21 protein-coding genes and 1 riboswitch are annotated in these 21,377 nt (G+C 43.7%); of the genes, 15 read left to right on the forward strand and 6 right to left on the reverse strand.

Translation table 11 applies throughout. The annotated features are described in order from the left end of the window. Nucleotides 1-221 precede the first annotated feature (221 nt). Nucleotides 222-384: riboswitch (M-box (ykoK) riboswitch) on the reverse strand. A gap of 494 nt (nt 385-878) precedes the next feature. The 5 genes from ACVS9P_RS00635 (at nt 879) to ACVS9P_RS00655 (ending at nt 5,816) form a co-directional block, all read left to right on the forward strand. Beyond that, nucleotides 879-1,739 carry a DUF6282 family protein gene (locus tag ACVS9P_RS00635; protein ID WP_452103724.1) on the forward strand — a complete coding sequence of 287 codons (861 nt, stop codon included), beginning with the start codon at nt 879-881 and terminating at the stop codon, nt 1,737-1,739. A gap of 19 nt (nt 1,740-1,758) precedes the next feature. Further along, entirely contained in the window at nt 1,759-2,766 is a 1,008-nt protein-coding gene (locus ACVS9P_RS00640) for a TRAP transporter substrate-binding protein (protein WP_452103725.1), read from the forward strand. Nucleotides 2,767-2,842: 76 nt separating this feature from the next. Then, nucleotides 2,843-3,343: a TRAP transporter small permease gene (locus tag ACVS9P_RS00645; RefSeq protein WP_452103726.1), complete on the forward strand. Its 501-nt coding sequence runs from the start codon at nt 2,843-2,845 to the stop codon at nt 3,341-3,343. Then, a complete protein-coding gene (locus ACVS9P_RS00650; protein ID WP_452103727.1) occupies nt 3,340-4,629 on the forward strand; it encodes a TRAP transporter large permease in 1,290 nt (429 codons plus the stop codon). Before ACVS9P_RS00645 ends, ACVS9P_RS00650 begins: the two co-directional genes overlap by 4 nt. Nucleotides 4,630-4,850: 221 nt before the next feature. Further along, nucleotides 4,851-5,816 carry a LysR family transcriptional regulator gene (locus ACVS9P_RS00655; protein ID WP_452103728.1) on the forward strand — a complete coding sequence of 322 codons (966 nt, stop codon included), beginning with the start codon at nt 4,851-4,853 and terminating at the stop codon, nt 5,814-5,816. Between the two features lie 110 nt (nt 5,817-5,926). Here the strand turns inward: ACVS9P_RS00655 and ACVS9P_RS00660 are convergent, their stop codons facing one another. The 5 genes from ACVS9P_RS00660 to ACVS9P_RS00680 form a co-directional block, all read right to left on the reverse strand. Then, nucleotides 5,927-6,439 (reverse strand): ferritin, encoded by a 513-nt coding sequence (locus tag ACVS9P_RS00660; RefSeq protein ID WP_452103729.1) that lies wholly within the window; start codon nt 6,437-6,439, stop codon nt 5,927-5,929. 182 nt (nt 6,440-6,621) lie between these two features. Further along, nucleotides 6,622-7,629 (reverse strand): ketol-acid reductoisomerase, encoded by a 1,008-nt coding sequence (gene ilvC / locus ACVS9P_RS00665; protein ID WP_452103730.1) that lies wholly within the window; start codon nt 7,627-7,629, stop codon nt 6,622-6,624. A gap of 79 nt (nt 7,630-7,708) precedes the next feature. After that, the gene (gene ilvN / locus ACVS9P_RS00670) at nt 7,709-8,212 is read right to left on the reverse strand and encodes an acetolactate synthase small subunit (protein WP_452103731.1); all 504 of its coding nucleotides are present in this window, start codon (nt 8,210-8,212) and stop codon (nt 7,709-7,711) included. 15 nt (nt 8,213-8,227) lie between these two features. After that, nucleotides 8,228-9,850 (reverse strand): biosynthetic-type acetolactate synthase large subunit, encoded by a 1,623-nt coding sequence (ilvB, locus tag ACVS9P_RS00675; protein ID WP_452103732.1) that lies wholly within the window; start codon nt 9,848-9,850, stop codon nt 8,228-8,230. A gap of 200 nt (nt 9,851-10,050) precedes the next feature. Continuing rightward, nucleotides 10,051-10,428: a thioesterase family protein gene (locus ACVS9P_RS00680; protein WP_452103733.1), complete on the reverse strand. Its 378-nt coding sequence runs from the start codon at nt 10,426-10,428 to the stop codon at nt 10,051-10,053. 73 nt (nt 10,429-10,501) lie between these two features. Here ACVS9P_RS00680 and ACVS9P_RS00685 point away from each other — a divergent pair, with 73 nt between their 5' ends. From ACVS9P_RS00685 to ACVS9P_RS00710, 6 genes are all read left to right on the forward strand, one after another. Beyond that, nucleotides 10,502-11,017, forward strand: coding sequence for an N-acetyltransferase family protein (locus ACVS9P_RS00685; RefSeq protein WP_452103734.1), 516 nt, complete (start codon nt 10,502-10,504; stop codon nt 11,015-11,017). A gap of 97 nt (nt 11,018-11,114) precedes the next feature. After that, a complete protein-coding gene (ychF, locus tag ACVS9P_RS00690; RefSeq protein ID WP_452103735.1) occupies nt 11,115-12,209 on the forward strand; it encodes a redox-regulated ATPase YchF in 1,095 nt (364 codons plus the stop codon). Between the two features lie 93 nt (nt 12,210-12,302). Then, the gene (rbr, locus tag ACVS9P_RS00695) at nt 12,303-12,842 is read left to right on the forward strand and encodes a rubrerythrin (RefSeq protein ID WP_452103736.1); all 540 of its coding nucleotides are present in this window, start codon (nt 12,303-12,305) and stop codon (nt 12,840-12,842) included. A gap of 314 nt (nt 12,843-13,156) precedes the next feature. Continuing rightward, entirely contained in the window at nt 13,157-13,312 is a 156-nt protein-coding gene (locus ACVS9P_RS00700; protein ID WP_452103737.1) for a hypothetical protein, read from the forward strand. Then, nucleotides 13,309-13,590 carry a sigma factor-like helix-turn-helix DNA-binding protein gene (locus tag ACVS9P_RS00705; RefSeq protein ID WP_452103738.1) on the forward strand — a complete coding sequence of 94 codons (282 nt, stop codon included), beginning with the start codon at nt 13,309-13,311 and terminating at the stop codon, nt 13,588-13,590. The genes ACVS9P_RS00700 and ACVS9P_RS00705 overlap by 4 nt, the downstream gene beginning before the upstream one ends. 113 nt (nt 13,591-13,703) lie before the next feature. Further along, nucleotides 13,704-14,864 carry a hypothetical protein gene (locus ACVS9P_RS00710; RefSeq protein ID WP_452103739.1) on the forward strand — a complete coding sequence of 387 codons (1,161 nt, stop codon included), beginning with the start codon at nt 13,704-13,706 and terminating at the stop codon, nt 14,862-14,864. A 97-nt stretch (nt 14,865-14,961) separates the two neighbouring features. Here the strand turns inward: ACVS9P_RS00710 and ACVS9P_RS00715 are convergent, their stop codons facing one another. After that, nucleotides 14,962-16,125, reverse strand: coding sequence for a hypothetical protein (locus tag ACVS9P_RS00715; RefSeq protein WP_452103740.1), 1,164 nt, complete (start codon nt 16,123-16,125; stop codon nt 14,962-14,964). A 183-nt stretch (nt 16,126-16,308) separates the two neighbouring features. On the opposite strand from ACVS9P_RS00715, the gene ACVS9P_RS00720 reads away from it, so the two are divergent. The 4 genes from ACVS9P_RS00720 to ACVS9P_RS00735 all read left to right on the forward strand — a co-directional run bounded on the left by ACVS9P_RS00720 (nt 16,309) and on the right by ACVS9P_RS00735 (nt 21,321). Further along, on the forward strand, nt 16,309-16,557 hold the full coding sequence (locus ACVS9P_RS00720; RefSeq protein ID WP_180341718.1) for a Smr/MutS family protein: 249 nt from the start codon (nt 16,309-16,311) through the stop codon (nt 16,555-16,557). A gap of 12 nt (nt 16,558-16,569) precedes the next feature. Next, nucleotides 16,570-17,271 carry an ABC transporter ATP-binding protein gene (locus ACVS9P_RS00725; protein ID WP_452103741.1) on the forward strand — a complete coding sequence of 234 codons (702 nt, stop codon included), beginning with the start codon at nt 16,570-16,572 and terminating at the stop codon, nt 17,269-17,271. Nucleotide 17,272: 1 nt separating this feature from the next. Further along, complete coding sequence (locus ACVS9P_RS00730) at nt 17,273-20,767, forward strand: FtsX-like permease family protein (RefSeq protein ID WP_452103742.1); 3,495 nt, start codon at nt 17,273-17,275, stop codon at nt 20,765-20,767. Between the two features lie 116 nt (nt 20,768-20,883). Further along, entirely contained in the window at nt 20,884-21,321 is a 438-nt protein-coding gene (locus ACVS9P_RS00735; RefSeq protein ID WP_452103743.1) for a hypothetical protein, read from the forward strand. Nucleotides 21,322-21,377 lie beyond the last annotated feature (56 nt).

Here is a 21,377-nt window from a genome sequence, read left to right on the forward strand (position 1 = left end):
AGATACAGAGAAGAATGAAATCATGGTTTGATTCTTTTATTGTTTCCATTTTTGCTGTAGGCCATCCGTCGGGGACTGTGCCGCTGCTACTCCCAGAGTCCATTCTTCTCACCTCCGTTTGAATCAAAAATTATCTTCGATTTTAAAGATGTCAAAACATGTTAAAAAAATAAAAAGCTCCCATATATTCGGTCAAGAATATATGGGAGTGTAAAAAAACACTTCTGACTTCTTCGTTTGAGCTTTAGCTTTGCAGGGCAGTGAAACTGTATTATGCTACACCTTAGGTTCGATATAGCCTGCTCCAACCTTCTCCATGGTGTCTCCACCACTCTGCGGCAACAATCCATATCCCTGCAAAAACCTCACCTACCGAATCTTACTTATTATAAGTATATTCAAATGTGATGTCAATGGTTTTTGACATTTTTTTGAACATTAGAAAAATTTTGTGCTTTTCTGTCCAAAAAGATCTCCTGCAAAAAGTGGTAGCTACTAATAGAAAGAGCTTTTAAAATGATCCGAGAGGAAACTAATCATAGTATACAAATATTTGTACTGTTTGTTAGGCAATTATTTTTCACAAACGAAAAATGAAATGCTTTAAAAAAAATAATCAATAAATATCATGAGAAAATTACAGCAATATTATACGAAAGCATTGAAAACAAATTTCACAAAAATCCTATATTTACTATTTATTATATAAAATATGGACTAAATGGAAACGAATGAACAAGGGATTTCTTGTGAATATTCTGAAAATACTTGTTTTACCTTGTTAAAACGCGATGCTATACTTTAGCCAACAAAGCAAGAATCAGGCCGGCCTCCTGCTTCTTTGGGAATAGATTCCATAATGGAGGAAGCAGATAGGTGTGAAAAATTTTGATGATAAAGCAAGTGAACTAATGAAGGGAGGGTATGACTTACATATTCATACATTACCCTCGGTGTTTCCGCGGTCGCTGGATTGTTTTCAGTTGGTAGCAGAAGCTAGCCAAGCGGGAATGAAAGGAGTTGTTTTAAAGAGTCACTATGAATCAACAGTTGCCCGTGCTATCTTGGTTAATCAATATGGGAACGCTCGAGCAAAGGCGTATGGTGCCGTTGCGTTAAACTGGCCCGTAGGAGGGTTAAATGTTTACGCGGTGGAAAACGCGCTCAGATTTGGTGCGAAGATTATCTGGATGCCAACACGGGATGCGGCCAACAGTTTGACTTTTGGAAATATGTCGGGAGATTTTTTTGATCGCCCAGGAATTACGATTCTTGACCAGAAAGGTCATCTTAAGAATTGTGTCTATGAGATTATGGATGTTGTTAAACGGTATGATGCAACGCTGGCAAGTGGGCATTTAAGTCCGGAAGAATCCGTTATTCTCTGCAAAGAAGGAAGACGCAGAGGCGTTCGCATGGTTTTGACACATCCGGAGTTTTCCCGTACGATCGTTCCGGCGGAAATTCAGGAGGAACTTGCTAAAGAAGGGGTTTTCATTGAAAAGGTTTGGCTTAATGTCGTTCAGAAATCCGTATCGATCGAGCAAATGGTGAGTACCATTCGCCGAATTGGCTCGAGCAGTGCATTTATTACAACAGATCGTGGACAAAAAGGAAGTCCGCATCCCACGATCGAAATGCATCGGTTTGTTTGTGCGCTGCTGGAACAAGGATTGAAGAATTCTGAGATCCGGGATTTAATTCATAATGTTCCGGAGGTTATTTTAGGGTTAGAGTAGAAATGGGGGAAAATCGAAAATGAAACGTTTCATTGCCGCAGTTTTGGTATCTGCTATGGTGCTTAGTTTGGTCGGATGTGGAGAAACAAGTTCTGCTCCGAAAACAGTACTCAGCATCGGCTATACGACTGCTTCGAATCCAAATGATCCTTATGCGCTCACTGCGCAGAAGTTTAAAGAAGTCGTGGAAGAAAAAACACAGGGGCGCATTACGGTGAACGATTATCCGAGCAGTCAGCTTGGTTCGGAACCGGAAATGTGGGAAGGAATGCAGATTGGCACCTGTGATATGGCCGTTATGACAAACGCATATGTTTCTACCTATGTTTTGGCAAACGGAGCTTTGGATCTTCCGTTTATCTTTTCCGATTCCAAACAGGCAAGAAAGATTTTGGACGGCGATTATGGACAGAAGCTGGCAAAAAATGTAGAGAGTGCAGGCGTAACAGTTCTGGGATGGTCCGAAGGTGGGTTCCGTCAGCTGGCTACGGGCAAAAGAAGCATTAAGGAGCCGTCCGATCTTGCGGGAATGAAAATTCGCTGCATGGAGACAAAAACATATCTTGCGGCTTATGCTGCGCTGGGCGTCAACGCGACCCCGATGGCATGGAGCGAGGTTTTGACTGCTTTACAGCAGGGAACCATTGATGGGTGCGATGCACCGTTAAGCGTGCTGTATACAAATGGGTTCCCGGATGTCAGCAAATACATCAATAATGTGAATTTGTTTTATTCGCCTTTGCCGATCTGTATTTCGAGCAGAGTTTTGGAATCTTTCTCTGAAGAGGATCAGCAGATTATCCGCGAAGCTGCACAAGAAGCCGTTGCTACCGTTCGCAAAAACAATGATGATTCTGCGGAAACGATGGAAAAGGATCTGATCTCTAAAGGAATGACCGTAGTTCCTACCAATGAGGTGGATTCAAAGGCCTTTCAGGAAGCTGCAAAGCCCGTCTATCAAAAAATGGAATCTTATATTGGCGGAACATGGGTTTCGGATCTTGAAAAGGAAGTTGAAAGCAAATGATGATTTTGAAAGGGCTTTTGCAGGGTAGCGCGAAAATCAGAAATTCTGATCAGAATGAGAAGGGGTGGAAATGTAAATGAAAGGGTTAAAACGCGTTTCTCATACGATTAATAAAGCGGTCAGCTATACGGGAATCGGAATGTTTGTAGTGCTTGTTTTCGCATGCGTTATGCAGGTGTTCTTCCGCTTTGTGCTGAATAATTCGCTTTCGTGGACAGAAGAATTGGCGAGATATCTATTTGTTTGGATGCATCTAATCGGCGCATCTCTTTTGATTGAGGATGGCGGACATGCGACTGTGACGGTGATTCTGGACCTTCTTCACGGCAAGGCACGCAAAGCCGTCAATATCCTAATAGAGGCAATTATTTTGATTGACGGCACTTTGATGCTTTATTCCGGAGTGATTGTATCTTATCGCTCCCGCACAAACGTCAGTACGGCCATGTCGATCCCGATGTGGGTAATCAATTTGTCGGTAGCCGTAAGCGGTGCACTTCTGATGTTTCAGGCCATTGTGCAGATTGCGGTCTATCTTTCTGATAAAGCGGAAAAGAAGGAGGGCACTGCAGAATGACACTCGTATTTATTATCTTGTTTGGCCTAATGCTGGTCGGAGTTCCGGTCGCATTTGCAATTATTTCTTCCGGTGTTGCATATCTTGCAACCAATGGAATGAGTATCCTTACTCTTTCTCAGCGCTTGATTTATGGGCTGAATTCCTTTACGCTTCTGGCGGTTCCACTGTTCATCTTGGTAGGAAATCTAATGGATTTTGGCGGGATTTCCAAACGCCTCACCGATTGGGCAAAGAGCCTTTTGGGCTGGATGCCAGGCGGACTCGGGATCGTAACGGTTTTTAGCTGCGCAATTTTTGCAGCATTGACCGGATCCGGCCCGGCAACAGTTGCGGCAATCGGCAGTATTATGCTGCCCTCAATGATCAAGTCTGGCTATTCCAAAGAGACCAGTGCCGGCTTGGTTGCTGCGGCAGGTGCTTTGGGGCCCATTATTCCTCCGAGTATTCCAATGATTATTTACGGCGTTACCATGAGCCTGTCCATTCCGGCCATGTTTGCTGCCGGAATCGTTCCCGGTCTTATGATTGCAGTTGTTCTGTGTTTGGTGAATGTTTACTTCTCCTTTAAAAATCCTGAAGTACGGAAACAGGCGGGCGAAGTAAAATTCGATTTTAAATATTCCCTTAAAATGTTTTGGAAAGCTTTGGGTGCCCTTGGACTGCCGGTGCTTATTTTAGGCGGTATTTACGGTGGGATTTTTACGCCGACTGAATCCGCTGCTGTCGGTATCGTTTATGCGCTGGTTCTCGGATTTGCACTTAAGGAACTCAAAATCAAAGATATGCCGAAAATCCTGATTTCCTCTCTTAAAACTTCTACGATGGTAAACTTTATCATTGCGGCCGCTTCACTATTCTCTTGGGTGGTTTCCAGATCTCAGGTCGGAAAAGTGATCTCGAAAGGCTTTATCAGCATGGTTGGCGGAAACAAAAATGTTTATCTTATCTTGTTGATCCTGATTTTGCTGGTTGTCGGATGCTTAATGGATAACGTGGCTGCCACGTTAATCCTTGCTCCAATTTTAATCCCGATTGGTGTTTCTCTCGGATGCAATCCGCTCCATTTGGGCGTATTGTTCTGCATTTGTCTTGTAGTTGGTTTTGTAACGCCTCCGTTCGGCTACAACCTTTTTACGGCTGTTTCCGTATCGGGACTTAAATTCAATCAGGTTGTTAAAGGAGTTATCCCATATATGCTGACAGAAGTAGTTTTGCTGGTACCTTTGGCATTTTTCCCAGACATTATTTTATGTTTGCCGCGTGCTATGGGATTTAGTTATTAGGAACTCTTAAAAAGCAATCGACATAAATCATATACATATAAAAGAAATAAAAAGGCAGTGTCCTGTTTTTATGCAGGCACTGCTTTTTCTAAAGGAATTCGCAGGCAAAAATCGTGACGATTTCTTATGATTGCAGATTGTCAGAAATGATAGTATGATAAATAAAGAAATTTTATTTGCATGAATGAAGAGAAGCTAATTCATATGGAAGGGGATTTTCCATGAAAACAGGATATGAAATCTTTTTGATGACGGCAGAAGAAAAAAATATTTCTCGTGCCGCAGAAAGAGCATTTGTTACCCAGCAATGTGTCAGTGACCATATTAAGCGGTTGGAAAAAGAATATGGGGTTCAGCTTTTTGAACGGAAACCCAAATTTAAACTGACGCCGGCGGGAGAAGTGATGCTCCAGAATCTTAGAAATATTCAGATCCTAGAAAAACGAATGAATAGTGATTTAAAGGATATGGCGCATGGAGAAGTCGGAAAATTTACGCTTGGGATCAGTACATCCCGAGCCCCGGTGATTCTTCCGGCGGTTTTGTCGCACTATCACGAAGCTTTTCCAAAAGTGAAAATTTCTTTTTGTATCGAGGATACGCAAGTTTTAGAGGAAAGAATGCTGCGTGGGGATATTGATCTTTTTATCGGTGTGAATACAGACCCAAATCCTGAATTTTGCATTCAAACGATCGCTTTAGATGAAATTGTACTGGTGATTTCTTCGGAACTTCTGCATAGCTATTTTCGTGTGGAAGAAATTAAAATGATGCAAAAAGGGGTGGATATGGAAAAGTTCTGTGATGTCCCTTTTACGCTTAGTTTTAAAACAGGAAAGGTAAATCGGGTGATTCAAGAATACCTGAATGACAGAAAGCTTCAGCTAAAGGTCATGTATAATATCAGCGATAGTGAGACGCAGATCCTTCTTTGCGCAGAAGGAATTTGTGCATCGCTCTGTCCCAAAATGCTGCTCACGACTGCCTATCGGCATAACCTGACCTGTAGTGAAAATGAAAAGCTTTATATGTTGCCCATTAATCATTTGGACCGAAAACTGCGCATCGATCTAGTGACGCACAGCCATATGAGTCAGCCAATGTATGTTCGTGTATTTATTGAAACATTGAGAAAAGAGGTTGCGGAAATTTCCAAAAGAAATTTTTTAGCGATTGGACAGGACTAGTTGTTCAAAAACATAAAAAGCTCGAAATATAATAATGCTTAAAAGTTAGTACAAAAAACAGTCTCAGAACCTTTTGGGCTCTGAGACTGTTTTTAGACAACGTTTAAAAATTACAAGACCAACGAAGGGGCAACATAGACGCGAGTTTGCAGTTCATTGTCCAGCATATAAAGTCCCTTAGGGTCATTCCCAAACAAATCATACTTTTTGATTAAATCTTCTGCATTCTTTTCTTCTTCTCCCTGCTCTTTCACAAACCAATCTAAAAACTGCATGGTACGAAAATCATGTGCCTCATTACTGGCAGCATAAATCATGTTAATTAGAGAAGTCACATAGCGCTCATGCTCTAAACCAAAATGCAAAGGATCTTCAAATTTAGTCAGCTTTTTGTCCGGCTTTTGGACGGTATCGAGAGTGACCTTTTCGTTGCTGTTCAAAAGATATTGGAGCATTAGCATAGCATGATCTCGTTCTTCCTGCACCTGCACTTTGTACCAGTTGGAAAAACCATCTAAGCTTTCAATAGCATAGTAGTTGGAAAAATCCAGATACAAATAGGCAGAGTAGAATTCCTGTGTAACTTGAGAATTCAGAAGCTGTGCAACTTTTTTGTCTAGCATAAAAAACGCCCCTTCCATACAATTAAAATAAGAATAATTACTTTTTCATGTAAAATTATAGCACAAATGAAAAATTTATGAAATTATAATTACATAAAAAGGAAGGCCCCCAATACCAATTTGGTACGGAAGCCTTCCTTTTTCAATTTATAGGGTAAAGTTATGCTGCAAATTTTAAAAAATTAGTCAGCGTATTTATCGTCGTTCCAAGCGTACATTTTGCGCAGCTCTTTACCGACTTTTTCCAGTTGATGAGAAGCAGCTCTTTCACGGCATGCATTAAAGTGTGCACGGCCGCCTGCTTTGTTCTCTGCGATCCATTTGGAAGCAAAGGTGCCGTCCTGGATCTCGGTAAGAATTTGCTTCATCTCGGCTTTGGTTTGAGGCGTGACAAGACGTTTGCCGGTCTCGTAATCGCCGAACTCAGCAGTGTCGGAGATGGAGTAACGCATGAAGCTGAAGCCGCCGGTGTAAATCAGATCGACGATCAGTTTCATCTCATGGATACATTCGAAGTAAGCGTTCTCTGCCGGATAGCCAGCCTCAACCAGTGTTTCGAATCCAGCCTGCATCAGAGCGGTAACACCGCCGCAAAGAACTGCCTGCTCGCCGAACAGATCGGTTTCAGTCTCAATCTTAAAGGTGGTATCCATCAGAGCTGCACGAGCAGCGCCCAAACCTGCGCCATAAGCCAGTGCAATATCGAGGCAGTGACCGGAAGCATCCTGGTAAACCGCAACCAGAGCCGGGGTGCCTTTGCCTTCGACAAACTCAGAACGAACGGTGTGACCCGGTGCCTTCGGAGCAATCATGAAAACATCAATGTTCTTAGGCGGGACGATCTGCTTAAAGTGGATGTTAAAGCCATGAGCAAAGGCAAGTGCTTTTCCTTCAGTTAAGTAGGGAGCGATGTCTTTCTTATAAATATCCGCTTGCTTCTCATCAGGAGTTAGCATCATAATGATATCTGCCTTCTGAGTGGCTTCTGCAGTGGTCATAACATCAAAGCCCATCTCTTTTACATGATCCCAGCGCCGGCTGCCTTTATAGAGGCCGACAATTACATTTACACCGCTGTCACGCAAGTTTAGAGCGTGAGCATGACCCTGGCTGCCGTAGCCAATAATTGCAACGGTCTTCCCCTTGAGAACGTTGATGTCGCAGTCTGCGTCGTAATAGATCTTTGGCATATGTTTTTTCCTCCTTGCCTTTCTCAGGCTTAAAATTTATAAACGAAACTCTCAAAAGAGTTGGGTTAACGTAAGAAAATCAGGGATTTACTTTGCTCTTTGTAATCTGAGCGCCCTTTTCAATCGCGATTGCACCGGTTCGGACAATTTCTTTGATTCCATAGGGATGTACCAAATCAATCAAAGTCTGGGTATTTTCCTGTGTATCCGAAATTTCCAAAGTCAGGCTGCTGGGTGCTACATCTATAATCTGAGCTTTCATCAGCTCGGCGATCTTCATCAGGTCTATTCGGTCTTGTGTGCGGCAATTCACCTTGATAAGAGATAACTCTCGAGAAAGGAAGTTTCCGGGAGTTAACACTTTTACCTTAATGACCTGAATCAACTTATTTAATTGTTTTTCCACTTGCTCAACGATCGATTCATCGCCGTCCACTACGATTGTAATGCGGGAGATGGTGGAGTCTTCCGTCACGCCCACTGCAAGAGAATCAATATTGAATCCCCGCCGGGCAAAAAGGCTGACCACTTTTGAGAGCAGGCCGGGCTGGTTTTCAACCAGTACAGAAAGCGTAAATTTCATTAAAACTGCCCTCCTTTAAATACTTGGGGTATCCGGATCAACCCGACATACTAAAATATAGGGGTCAGGACTTTCGAGCATTCGTGCGGCGGCTTCTTTTGCTTCTTGGTTGGAAAAAGCGCATTCTGCTTTGATTCCATAGCTTTTTGCCAGAAGGACAAAATCCGGTTCGCCGCCTTTTAGCTGTGTCGCAATATAATGGCTGTGATAAAGTTTATCCTGAAACTCTTTGACCATGCCGAGAGTGCCATTTTGCATGATGATGATTTTAATCGGAATTTGATACTGCATGATGGTGCCGAGTTCGCACATTGCCATCTGAAAGGAACCGTCTCCGCAGACGGCGACGACCTGCCGGCGAGGTTTCGCAAGCTTTGCGCCGATTGCCGCTGGAATGGCATATCCCATGGTGCCAAGGCCGCCGCTTGTTAGGAACCGACCCAGCTTTACATTAAAGTTGCGTGCCGACCAAATTTGGTTTTGTCCCACATCGGCGACAAGAATCGCATTTTCTTCCATCATAGAAGAAAGGTCGCGGATAAAGACCCGGGGTTCTACCGCATCCTCCCGGGGAACTCCACGGAGCGGATACTGATTTTTAAGCTCTAAAACTTCTTTTTTCCATTCTTCCGGAACGGTGTCGGTGATTTCTTCTGCCATCGTGTGCAGAACGCCGCGGATATCGCCGACAATCGGAATATCCACCTGTATGTTTTTTCCGATTTCGGCAGGGTCGATATCAATATGAATAATCACGGCTTTATTGGCGATCTGTTCCGGAGAGCTAACAGCGCGGTCCCCTACTCTTGCGCCGCATAAAATCACCAAGTCGGCTTTTTTTAGTGCCCGATTGGCGCTTTCTCTGCCGTGGGTTCCGATCATGCCGAGATAATGATCACTATTCATCGGAACCACGCCGATCCCCATCATGGTCGCACAGACGGGAATTCCGCTGTTTGTTGCAAAGGCAATCATTTCTTCCCTGGCACCAGAAAGAACCACACCGCCGCCGCAGCAGAGGATGGGGCGCTTTGCTTTACCGATAGCAGTGAGCGCTTTTTTGACCTGCATAATATGTCCCTGGGTGCGGGGCTTGTAGCCACGGATCTGCGCTTTTTCCGGATAGTGAAAATCTTCTACCATCTGGTTTTGGATATCAGTGGGAATATCGATCAAAACGGGGCCGGGGCGCCCGGTAGAAGCAATATAGAATGCTTCTTTAAAGATACGAGTCAGATCATTTGCATCTTTTACAAGATAACTGTGCTTTGTAAAACTTTCACAGGCGCCGGTGATGTCGGCTTCCTGAAAAACATCACGTCCCAAAAGCCATGAATTTACCTGGCCGGTAATGATAATCAGCGGAATCGAATCCATATAAGCGGTTGCAATGCCGGTAATTAAATTAGTTGCACCAGGGCCGGAGGTCGCAACACAAACACCAATCTTTCCGCTGGAGCGGGCATATCCGCTGGCCTCATGTGCAGCATTCTGTTCTTCCCGACAGAGGATATGGCGAATGTCAGATTCGAAAAGGCAATCATAAAAAGGGCAGATTGCGGCGCCAGGATAACCGAAAACAAGATCGACGTTTTCTTCTTCCAGACATTTTACCATAATCTTTGCGCCGCTAAACATGAAAATTACCTCCTCATTTTGCCAATAAAGTCACCAAGACTTTTGTAATAAAAAAAGCCGATCCGGAGAAAGGATCGGCGAAACTTTTTCCGAATTTAATTAGTAATTATACGATAGAATGACCAGAAGGTCAATAAAAAGTTTAGCAATTTAACTCGGAAAATTTATTTTTTAAATTATTTTTTTAAAAATGGGATTTTTTATAGCTTGGAATCGGCTTTTTGCTGAAAACGATTGGAAAAAACAGAAACGCGCTGGTGGACTCCGGTAGCGACTTCACCTTTGTTATCGCTGGCGGTCAAGGAAAAATCGAAAAAGCGTCCCTCCTGTTTTGTCAAAACTGCCGTTACGGTAATTTTGGCATCCAGAGGAGAGGGCGCATTGTGATTGACTGTGATGGAACAGCCAACCGTTGTGGAACCCTCGTCCAAATATTTGGCAGCGAGATTCATGGAAGCGTTCTCAAAAAGGGCAGCCAGAGTTGGAGTGGCAAGTACCCGCAGGCTGCCGGATCCGACATTTACAGCGAGCATATCTTCGGTTACGGTTTTTGTGATGGTCAATTTTGTTTCTTGCATTGTAATCCCTCCTAGAATCATGTTATAATTACTATATCATATTTTCTGAAAAAAAAACAAGGAGAACCGTAAATTGGAGCTGCAAATTGTAAAAGCGGAAGAGGAAGATTTACCTCAGGTTGCTGCTTTGGCAAAAGAAATCTGGGAAGAACATTTTACGCCGATCATCGGAGAAAAACAGGTGGCGTATATGGTGGAAAAATTTCAGTCTCTCACCGCAATGCGCCGCCAGATAAAAACAGAGGGATACCGCTATTATCGCTTCTTAAAAGATGGAGTGCTAATTGGCTATACGGGAGTGGCGGTGAACCCCGGTGATGAAGGACGGCTTTTTTTAAGTAAACTGTATCTTAAAAAAGAAGAAAGAGGACAAGGCCTTTCCAGCAGAGCCTTTGATTTTCTCGAAGACCTTTGCCGAAAAGAAGGCCGCCGGTCGATTTGGCTTACCGTCAATAAACAGAACGAAATTCCCCTTGCGGTTTATCGACATCGCAAATTTCAGATTACCGACAGTGTTGTCACCGATATTGGCAGCGGATTTGTGATGGATGACTACATAATGGAGAAGATTATTCCAAAAACAAAGTAAAACTCACAGAAAAACAATAATTATTATTAAATTTGCATTGACTTTCCAAATTCTTCATGATATTATAAAAAACGAAAAGACAAAGAGGGATCACTGTATGAAATTAGGAATTGTAGGACTGCCGAACGTAGGAAAGAGCACCTTGTTCAACGCGATCACAAATGCAGGGGCACAGAGCGCAAACTATCCGTTCTGCACCATCGAACCGAATATTGGGGTTGTGGCGGTGCCGGATAAGCGGCTGAATTGGCTTTCGGATTTCTATCATCCGAAGAAGTTTACGCCGGCTAGTATTGAGTTTGTAGATATTGCGGGCCTTGTAAAAGGAGCCAGCAAAGGCGAAGGGCTCGGCAATAAATTCCTTGCCAATATTCGTGAAGTGGATGCAATCGTCCACGTTGTCCGCTGTTTTGAAGATGACGATATTGTCCACGTAGAGGGCAGCATTGATCCGAAGCGTGATATTGAAACGATTAATGTGGAGCTGATCCTTTCAGATTTGGAAGTCTTGGACCGCCGAATTGATAAGACCCAGAAGATGATTAAAGCAGATAAGAAGTATCAGATTGAGCTTGACTTTTTCAAACGGGTCAAAGAAGCTTTAGATGCTGGAAAACCTGCACGCAGCGTCGAATGTAACGAAGACGAAGCAGCACTTCTTTCGACCGTCAATCTTTTGACGAATAAGCCAATTATCTATGCTGCCAATATGAGCGAGGCGGATTTTAAAACCGATATTCATCAGAATCATTTTCTTGCAGAAGTCGAAAAGATTGCAAATGAGGAGCATGCGGCGGTATTGCCGATCTGTGCAGAGATGGAAGCAGAGATGGGCGATATGGAGCCCGACGAAAAAGAACTGTTCCTTGCGGATCTGGGGTTAAAGGAATCCGGACTGGACCGTTTGATTCGCGCCTGCTATTCCCTTTTGGGATTGATCAGCTTTTTGACTGCCGGAGAACCAGAAGTCCGTGCATGGACCATTAAAAAAGGAACAAAAGCCCCGCAGGCTGCCGGAAAGATTCATACGGATTTTGAACGCGGTTTTATCCGTGCCGAGATTGTTTCTTTTAAAGATTTGGTGGAGTGTGGGTCCATTGCCGCAGCGAAAGAGAAAGGCCTCTATCGCAGTGAAGGTAAAGACTATGTGATGCAAGACGGAGATGTAGTCCTTTTTAGGTTTAATGTTTAAGAAATTTCTTTTTGGCAATTCTTTTTAAGGAAAGAAAGTTTTTCTTTTCTTTAGAATTTGTATAAATCAAAATGAAATTAGGAGGTAATTCGTATGGAATTCAAAGGAAGTAGAACAGAAGCAAATTTGGCGGCTGCGTTTGCCGGCGAGAGCCAGGCACGCAATAAGTATACTTACTACGCCAGCCGGGCAAAAAAAGATGGATATGAGCAGATCGCAGCCATCTTTGAAGAGACTGCCAATAATGAAAAAGAACATGCAAAACTTTGGTTTAAACTTCTTCATAATGGTGAGATCCCGGATACCATGACCAATTTGGCCGATGCGGCTGCCGGTGAAAACTACGAATGGACCGACATGTATAAGAATTTTGCAGAGGAAGCTGACAAAGAAGGCTTTGCGCAAATTGCACAGACAATGCGTGATATTGCAACGGTTGAAAAATCGCACGAGGAGCGCTACCGCAAGCTGCTTTCTGATTTGAAAGAAGATATCGTTTTCAAATGTGATGAAGAAACAGTCTGGGTATGTCGGAACTGCGGTTATATCTATGTTGGCAAGGAAGCTCCAAAAGTATGCCCCGCCTGTAAGCACCCGCAAGCTTATTTTGAACGCCGCGCGGTCAACTATTAATTAATAAATTGAATCTTTAATTTTACAAAAACCGGCAAACCATTTTTGGCTTGCCGGTTTTTCCTACATTTCATTAAAAAATAAATAAAAAATCAATGCCTAATTTGTAAACATTTAATCTCATGTCCCATTTTTGGGACATGACCCCTAATTGAAAGAATAAATGTTCGAATAATTATTGCGCTTGTCCACAGAAGCTCATACAATAAAAAGAGGAGAGAAAATTTACCCGACCGAGAAATTCAGGAAAGCGAGTGGATAAACGAATGGATTATTTAGCATTATCAAACGAATACTTAGGGGAGGCCCAAAAATTGAAAGAAGCAATCGTACCGATTAAAAATCGGCTAAAGCAAAAAAGGCTTGGCTTTGAAGAAACGATTTCTTTGCAGCGGAGGCAGGCAATGCTTTATCAGATGTATCTGGAGTGCCGGTTTACCGGTCTCTATTTGAAAAGGCATTACGCATGAGGACAAAGCTGCTCAGCCTGGAGGCCCTAAAAAAGGGGATTGCAGCACAGGAACAGGAACAGGAAGACCCCAAAAGAGAAAGGCTTTGCCAAACAGTAAAACTTGCGATGGAGGAGGAACTGACCGAGCGGCAGAGAGAATGTCTTTGGCGCCGGTGCGAGGGAGAAGCGATCAAAAAGATAGCGGAAGATTTGGAGATTACACCGCCGACAGTCGAAAAGCATATCAGCGCGGGCTTGCGCCGCCTACAGCGAATTTTTCGCTATTATCCTTTCTAGAGAATTCGACTTTTTAGGACAAGAAAGGCGGTAGACAAATTGTGGAAACAAGACTATAATAAAAACGATTCTAATTTGTTAAAAATACAAAATTAATTTTGGAGTGTGAAACTATGAAGTCTAAAAAGATTCTCGCGGCCTTGATGGCGGGTGCGGTGGCGCTTTGCAGTTCAGGCTGTACGATCGGAGGGGACAAGTCCTGGTCTGCAAAATCGGGAGATACGAAACTTCCGGCGGGCGTTTATATTTATGAACTTTTCAGTGCTTATAATCAGGCAAAAACAAAGGCGGGATATACCACCTATATGGATATGAAAACCCAAACAATTGATGGAAAAGATGCGTTTACATGGACGAAAGATACCGCTAAGAATAGCATTAATCAGATCTTTGTCATTGATGATATGATGAAAGACCTGAATCTGACCCTTTCGGATGATGATAATACAACCATTAACACCGAGACGGCTTCTGCTTGGAATGGTTCTTCCTCCAATGCAGGATATGGTTCTACCTTGGAGAAATATAATATTGCAAAATCGTCTTTCCAGATTGCTTATGCTGAATATTATGTCAAGTATCAGAAAGTGTTTGAGGCGATCTATGGACAAGGCGGAAGCAAAGAGATCAGCGCAGAAGATCAAAAGGCATATTTTGAAAAGAACTTTGCTTCTTTTGAGATGATTCCGGTTGCTCTTTATAGTAAGGATTCTTCCGGGTCTTACAGCGTTATGAGCGATGATGATAAAGCAAAGCTCAAAACAGAGCTGGAAGGCTATGCAAGCGAAGTAAAAGGCGGAAAGAAGTCCATGTCTGATGTGGGAACGGATTATATGAATGCACACTCCGATACCGTTACCGCTTCTCCTAATCAGGATGTCACAACCGATTTGGAAACCAGCGGACTTCCAACCGATGTGGTCACAGGGATTCAGGGCATGAACGGCGGAGATGTACAGGTACTTGATATTGGCTCCTATTATATCCTTGTCAGCAAGCGCGATATTAAGACCAAAACAGATGCGGCACTGCAGGATCAACAAACAAAACTTTCTGTTCTAAATGGACTCAAAGGGGACGAATTCCAGCAGGACATTGAACAAAAAGCGGAGAATTATACGAATGCAACCTTTAATACCGCCTGCATCAATGCTTATACGCCGGATTTGTTCTATACAACTCCATCCAGCAGTGCGGCAGCTTCTTCGGAAGATACTTCGGAAAATCCCTCAAGTACTTCTGATGCGGTAAGCAGTACCAGTTCCGCAGCATAACAAAAGAGAATGTATAACGGATTTTTATAAAAAGCAGCGGCACAAACAGGAATGTTTGTGCCGCTGTCTTTTCTTATTTTAAAATTACTTTGTTCATTTAGAAAAGCACGACAATATCTCCGCGGACTGCACAGTCCCCTTCATAGCTTTGTGTCTTTCCGGTTTTTAGGTCATAAATGGAATAAAAAACAAAAGTGCTCTTTTCATCGGTCATTTCATAGCGGGCTAAAAGATAACGATCATCAAGGCAGGTAATAAAATCTCCCATTTCAGTGCTGTAACAGATATCCACCGAACTGTGAAGAATCCCTTTTACGTGAATTCCTTCGTTGCAGCGATTGATTCGAAAAACCCGGCATTCCCCATCAATCTGAAATTGCGCATCTTTATCGTTCCCTGTAAGAGTCAAGCTTGCGGCAACTGTTTTATGTCCGGTTTCTTTATCGACTGCAATCAGCCGTTGGTCGCTTCTCGGAAAATACAAGGCGCGAAAATAGAGAGATTTCTCGTCCTGACCGGCATAACGAACAAGCCCGTCGGTGCCGGCGCGAAGAATACATTCCATCGGCAATTCACTTTTTCCATAATGGATCGCATCCAATATTTCGCTTTGCATCCCGAGAAAGACAGAATCAGAAATATCGTCTCCGAGCCACCGCTTATCCTGATAGCATTTTCGTTTGTCTTCTTCTGTACCATGAGGCTGCAGCAAAAGAAGCTGCGGAATTTCTCCACCGATAAATGGAATGAGCGCTGCGCCCGCACAGATCCGCTTATCCCGAATGCTGCGGCAGCGGCCCGTTTCCAAATCGTAAAGATAAGCTGCCCGAGAGTTTCCCGTATGTAGCTGATATTCATGAAACAGCGCTTCATCCCGATCATTTTCCTCCACGTAAAAAAGAATGTGAGATTCATCGATCGCAAAGCTGCCGGAGTAATTTCCCGCAAAAGTCACCTGATCAAAATTCTTTTCTTTGCCTTCTTTACTGAGCCGCAGAACCCACGCTTCTCCACTGCCGTTTTCCATCACGACGAGAAAATCAGTGGGAAACGAAAAATAGTGCATCATATAGCCAGGCTTTTGAACCAGATAATTTGCGAGCATATCCTCTTTTTGGGTAGCACTGTTATAGCGCAGCAGAAAGAGGCTCTGCTTGCCGTCCTCTATTTTTTCTTCAGCATAATAGATTAGATCACCGCAGATATCGATCAGAACATCATTGCAGTTTGTAAAAATGTTACGCAGGTCAATTAATTTCATATTCTGCGGTGCTCCTTTCTAAAAACTTACTTTTCTATTTTAGCCTACCTTTCGGTCTTTTTCAAGCAAATGGGAAGGACTTTTCCTGAGAAAGTCAAAAGCCCCTTTGAAATAAAAAGTTCATACACTTTTTATGATAAATGTGTATAATAATATCAATATGCGAAAGGGGATTCATTTATAATGGTAGAGCGAGGAAGCGGCCCGGTGGTGGAACTGGATTTTCATAATACGCTGGTCAAAGATGCACAGCGGGAGCTGACCTCCTATCTTTCTCATGCGCCGGATTCTGTCCGCGAAGTACGTGTGATTCACGGATATCACGGCGGCACGGCTCTTCGAGATATGATTCGTTACCATTTTCATCACCCCCGCATTAAGACGAAGATGATCGCGCTAAACCCCGGGGAGACCCGACTAATTTTAAAATAACGGGAGAATCATATGGCTTTTGTGGAATTTCATGATGTGACCAAGTTTTATCAAATGGGTGAAGTTTCAATCCATGCGGCGGACGGCGTTAATTTTTCCATCGAAAAAGGAGAATTTGTCATTATTGTTGGTCCAAGCGGTGCGGGAAAGACCACAGTGCTCAATATGCTGGGGGGCATGGATTCCTGTACTACCGGAGAGATCCTTTTGGATGGGAAAAATATCAGCAGTTACAATCAAAAACAGCTTACGCAGTACCGGCGGTACGATGTAGGTTTTGTTTTTCAGTTTTATAATTTGGTGCAGAATCTGACGGCACTCGAAAACGTGGAATTAGCATCTCAGATCTGTAAAGATCCGCTGGATGCGATGGAAGTCTTACGGGAAGTGGGACTTAAAGAGCGGGCGGATAATTTTCCGGCACAGCTTTCGGGCGGCGAGCAGCAGAGGGTTGCGATTGCCCGTGCTCTTGCAAAAAATCCAAAATTACTGCTCTGTGATGAACCGACCGGCGCACTGGATTACCGCACCGGAAAGGCAGTCCTTCAGCTTTTACAGGATACCTGCCGCAATACCGGAAGAACTGTGATTGTTATTACGCATAATCAGGCATTTACTCCCCTGGCAGATCGAGTGATTCATATTCATTCAGGAAAGGTTCAGAAGATGGAGCTAAACCAAAACCCAATGAGCGCTGAAAGGATTGAATGGTGAGATGAAAGCTTTCAGAACTGAAATCCGCCGTTCAATTTCACGGTCAAAGGGCCGATTCTTTGCGATCTTGCTAATCGTAGCGTTGGGTGCGGGATTTTATGCCGGCTTGCGGTCAACAGCACCGGATATGCGCAGAACTGTTGACCAATATATGAAAGACGGCAACCTGATGGATCTTCAGCTTTTGTCCACTATGGGATTTTCGGATTCGGATGTGGAAGCTGTTTCTCAGGTCGAAGGCGTTGAGGCAGTAATGCCGACCTATTATACCGATGCCGTCACCACGGTAGATCAGAAAGATATTACGATTAGAATTCATGCGCTCCCGCCGTTGGGGGCGGAAGATACGTCGACAGAATCGATGAACCGTCCGACTTTGGTGGAAGGACGCTGGCCGCAGAATAGCGGAGAATGTGTTGTCGAAAAAGGGAAAGACATTAAGAATAGTATCGGAATTGGCTCGACAATTACGATGCAGTCTTGTACAGGCGGGCTTTCGGATACCTTGAAGACAGATACGTTTACAGTGGTCGGCTATGTGGATTCCTCATATTATGTCAGTTTTTCAGTCGGGACTACGACCATCGGAAATGGTCAGCTTGACCGCTATGCCTTTATTTTGCCGGAAGATTTTAAAAGCAGTGCTTATTCGACGCTCTATCTCAAAGTGAAAGGTGCAGATTCAGTCAGCACTTTTTCAGATCGGTATGATGAGATTGTCGGCGCGGTAAGTGATCGCCTGGAGGACATTCGGGAGTCGCGGCAGGATGATCGCTTGCAGGAAGTGAAAGCAGACGCGGAACAGAAGCTTTCTGATGCCCAGACAAAATATGATGATGCAAAGGCGGATACGGATGCGCAGTTAAATGAAGCACAGCAGAAGCTTTTGGATGGAGCGGCGCAGATTGCAGAAAATGAGCGGACGCTGGAAGACGGAGAAGCGAAGCTTGCTGAAGGGAAGCGGAAATATGAGAGCGGTCTTGCAGCTTATCAGGAAAAAGCAGCAGAGACAACTCCACAGTTAAATGCTGCGCAGGACCAAATTGATGCAGGTAAAACGGCCCTTGCCGAAAAAAAGCAGCAGTTAGAGGATGCAGAGAAAAAGCTGGAAGAAGGAAAAGATCAACTCTCTCAGGCAGAGCAGTTGGTGCAAAGTATTCCGCAGCTAAAAGCCGGCATTTCACAGGCGCAGCAGACAGTAAATGATCTGGCCGCAAAACAGAAACCTTTGGAAGCTCAAGTTGCGGGATTAAAAGCCCAGGCAGAAACGCTTAACGCACAGATAAATGCGCTGGATCCAAAAGCTCCTGATTACGAAGCTCAAAAAACAAACCTGCAAAATCAACTCGATCAGGTAAATGCAGGACTTTCTCAGGCAGAAAGCGGGCTGCAGCAGGTGAATGACGGGATAACCGCCGCAAATTCCGAACTGCAAAATCTGGGGGGACTTCTTGCGCAGGCAAATGAACTTTCTCCGCAGCTTGATTCGATGAAAGAGCAGCTGACTTCTGCGGAGCAACAAATTTTAGAGGGACAAGAAGCAATCACTTCCGCTGAGGCGGAGATTGCTGCGAATCAGCAGAAAGTGGATTTCGGTCGGGAACAGCTTGCTGCGGCAAAAGAAAAACTTGACAGCGCTGCAGAAGAGATTTCTACAAATGAAACACGTTTGGCACAGGGAAGACAGCAGCTGGAAGAAGCCAAAAACACGCTTTCTGATGGACAGAAATCCTATGACGATGCAAAAAAAGAGGCAGAAGAAAAGCTTTTAAATGCCAAGCAGGAACTCGACGACGGGAAAGCAAAATTAGACGAACTGAAAGCGCCTACATGGTATATTCTTGACCGCCATAAGAACCTTGGCTTTGCCAGCTTTGAAAGCGATGCAGACCGAATGGATTCAATTTCCAGCGTGTTTCCGGTTCTGTTCTTTTTAGTTGCAGCGCTGGTCGCACTCACGACAATGACCCGTATGGTAGAAGAGGAGCGGGTCTTGATCGGAACCTATTTTTCTTTGGGATATTCTAAGCATACGATCCTGAAAAAATATCTGTTCTATGCGGGAGTTGCAGGAGTTGCAGGCTGTGCAGTGGGGATTCCTTTAGGAATGTATGTTTTGCCGCCGATTTGTTGGAATAGCTATCGCCTGATCTATATTGCACCGCCTGCAATTTTGGAATTTAACCTCAAATATACGGCGATCGGCTTTTTTGCTTCTCTGGGAACTTCTCTAGGGGCGACTGTTTTTGCAGTGGTTTCTTCCCTGAAAGAATCCCCAGCATCTCTGATGCTGCCAAAAGCACCGGCACCCGGAAAGCGAATCCTTCTCGAGCGGATCCACCCGATTTGGCGCCGTATGAAATTTACCAGCAAAGTGACTGCACGGAATATGTTTCGCTATAAACGCCGTCTGATTATGACGATTGTTGGAATTGCCGGCGCGACGGGGCTTCTTTTGACCGGATATGGAATTAAAGACAGCATTTCCGACATTATTACGAATCAGTACAATGTTCTTTATTCCTACAATGTGGTAGCTCATCTGAAAGATGGAAACGTTTCTGAAGAAGCAAAAAAAGTTTTGGAAGATCCCCAAAAGACTTCCGGTTGGATGAAAGATGAGCGCCGCAATATCGATATTGATAACGAAAGCAGAAAGAGTATTTCCGGATATCTTTTTGTACCGGAAACAGCGGATGAACTTCCGAGCTTTGTGAATCTGCGTTTGAGAAAAACCCATGAGCAAGTGCCTTTTGGCAGCAATAGCGTTGTCCTTACTGAAAAGGCCGCCGGTCAGTTGGGTGTCTCTGTGGGCGGAAAAGTGATCATTAAAAATAATGAGGGAAAAGAAGTTTCGTTTACAGTGACCGGCATTACGGAAAACTATCTTTATCATTTCCTTTACATTGATCCGGTGCTTTATGAATCTGTCACAGGAGATCAGCCTCAATATAATGAATTGTGTATTGAGGCGAATGCCCCGGATAGTGCTGCGCAGAAAGCATATAGCGACGAGCTTTTAAATAGCGATGGAATTTCTATTGTTACGTTTTTGAGGGATACGACAAAAGCATTTGAAAAGATGATTGAATCGCTGAATAATATTATTTTGGTTTTGATTTTCTGTGCCGGAATGCTGGCGTTTATCGTCCTTTATAATCTGACCAATATCAATATTACCGAGCGGCAGCGGGAACTTGCTACCATTAAAGTTCTGGGGTTCTATGATCGTGAAGTCAGTGCTTATATTTATCGAGAAACCAGTTGGCTGACGATTCTGGGGTGTGGCGCAGGGCTGCTTTTGGGAATTTTGATGCACGCTTATGTCATTACAACGGTAGAAATAGATGTGGTGATGTTTGGCCGCGAGATTGCACCGCAAAGCTTCCTCTATAGTGCTCTCTTAACATTGCTGTTCTCTGTGATTGTTGATCTGGTTATGAATCGAAAACTGAAACGAATTAATATGGTGGAATCTTTAAAGTCGATTGATTAAATAGAATAAAAAATAAAAAGCTGAAACAACTTACTTAATAGACAAATGTTTCGGCTTTTTTGTATAAAGAACGCTCCAAACGGGAACTTTACAGAAAAAAGGAGCGTGAAAGCGATATGAATGGGGACGCGGAACTGCTGAACTTTATTTATCAGAATTCACAGATGGGAGTAGAGACGCTGGGGCAACTGATTCCCATGGTGAAAAACTCTTCGGAATTTCAGAAACAGCTCGAAGGGCAGAAACGGGAATATGATTCGATTCACAAAGAGGCAAGAGAGCTTCTCGAAAGCCACGGAAAAGAGGAAAAAGGTCTGGGTTCTTTTGAAAAGGTTCGCACTTATCTAATGGTGAATCTGGAGACCCTGACCGATCGTTCGGCGTCTCATATTGCCGAAATGCTCGTGATCGGCAGCAATATGGGTGTGATTGATGCGATCAAGAATCTCAAAAAATATGAAAGCGGAGTTTCACCAGAAGTAAAAAGTTTAATGGAGCGTTTGAGAAAATTTGAAGAAAATAACATGGAACGCCTTAAAAAATATTTATCATGATCAGAAATAAAAAACGGCATCGGAATTTTTTCCGGTGCCGTTTTAATAAGAAGTAG

The sequence above is a fragment of the Caproicibacterium sp. NSD3 genome (assembly GCF_053613275.1).

What these genes read in the sequence shown, in the direction of transcription:
- ACVS9P_RS00720 (WP_180341718.1), top strand. Translation starts at nt 16,309, where the DNA reads ATGGTAGAGCGAGGAAGCGGCCCGGTGGTGGAACTGGATTTTCATAAT.
- ACVS9P_RS00725 (WP_452103741.1), top strand. Translation starts at nt 16,570, where the DNA reads ATGGCTTTTGTGGAATTTCATGATGTGACCAAGTTTTATCAAATGGGT.
- ACVS9P_RS00710 (WP_452103739.1), top strand. Translation starts at nt 13,704, where the DNA reads ATGAAGTCTAAAAAGATTCTCGCGGCCTTGATGGCGGGTGCGGTGGCG.
- ACVS9P_RS00735 (WP_452103743.1), top strand. Translation starts at nt 20,884, where the DNA reads ATGAATGGGGACGCGGAACTGCTGAACTTTATTTATCAGAATTCACAG.
- ACVS9P_RS00645 (WP_452103726.1), top strand. Translation starts at nt 2,843, where the DNA reads ATGAAAGGGTTAAAACGCGTTTCTCATACGATTAATAAAGCGGTCAGC.
- ilvC (WP_452103730.1), bottom strand. Translation starts at nt 7,629, where the DNA reads ATGCCAAAGATCTATTACGACGCAGACTGCGACATCAACGTTCTCAAG.
- ACVS9P_RS00660 (WP_452103729.1), bottom strand. Translation starts at nt 6,439, where the DNA reads ATGCTAGACAAAAAAGTTGCACAGCTTCTGAATTCTCAAGTTACACAG.
- ychF (WP_452103735.1), top strand. Translation starts at nt 11,115, where the DNA reads ATGAAATTAGGAATTGTAGGACTGCCGAACGTAGGAAAGAGCACCTTG.
- ACVS9P_RS00680 (WP_452103733.1), bottom strand. Translation starts at nt 10,428, where the DNA reads ATGCAAGAAACAAAATTGACCATCACAAAAACCGTAACCGAAGATATG.
- ACVS9P_RS00730 (WP_452103742.1), top strand. Translation starts at nt 17,273, where the DNA reads ATGAAAGCTTTCAGAACTGAAATCCGCCGTTCAATTTCACGGTCAAAG.
- ACVS9P_RS00640 (WP_452103725.1), top strand. Translation starts at nt 1,759, where the DNA reads ATGAAACGTTTCATTGCCGCAGTTTTGGTATCTGCTATGGTGCTTAGT.
- ilvB (WP_452103732.1), bottom strand. Translation starts at nt 9,850, where the DNA reads ATGTTTAGCGGCGCAAAGATTATGGTAAAATGTCTGGAAGAAGAAAAC.
- ACVS9P_RS00655 (WP_452103728.1), top strand. Translation starts at nt 4,851, where the DNA reads ATGAAAACAGGATATGAAATCTTTTTGATGACGGCAGAAGAAAAAAAT.
- rbr (WP_452103736.1), top strand. Translation starts at nt 12,303, where the DNA reads ATGGAATTCAAAGGAAGTAGAACAGAAGCAAATTTGGCGGCTGCGTTT.
- ACVS9P_RS00650 (WP_452103727.1), top strand. Translation starts at nt 3,340, where the DNA reads ATGACACTCGTATTTATTATCTTGTTTGGCCTAATGCTGGTCGGAGTT.
- ilvN (WP_452103731.1), bottom strand. Translation starts at nt 8,212, where the DNA reads ATGAAATTTACGCTTTCTGTACTGGTTGAAAACCAGCCCGGCCTGCTC.
- ACVS9P_RS00705 (WP_452103738.1), top strand. Translation starts at nt 13,309, where the DNA reads ATGAGGACAAAGCTGCTCAGCCTGGAGGCCCTAAAAAAGGGGATTGCA.
- ACVS9P_RS00715 (WP_452103740.1), bottom strand. Translation starts at nt 16,125, where the DNA reads ATGAAATTAATTGACCTGCGTAACATTTTTACAAACTGCAATGATGTT.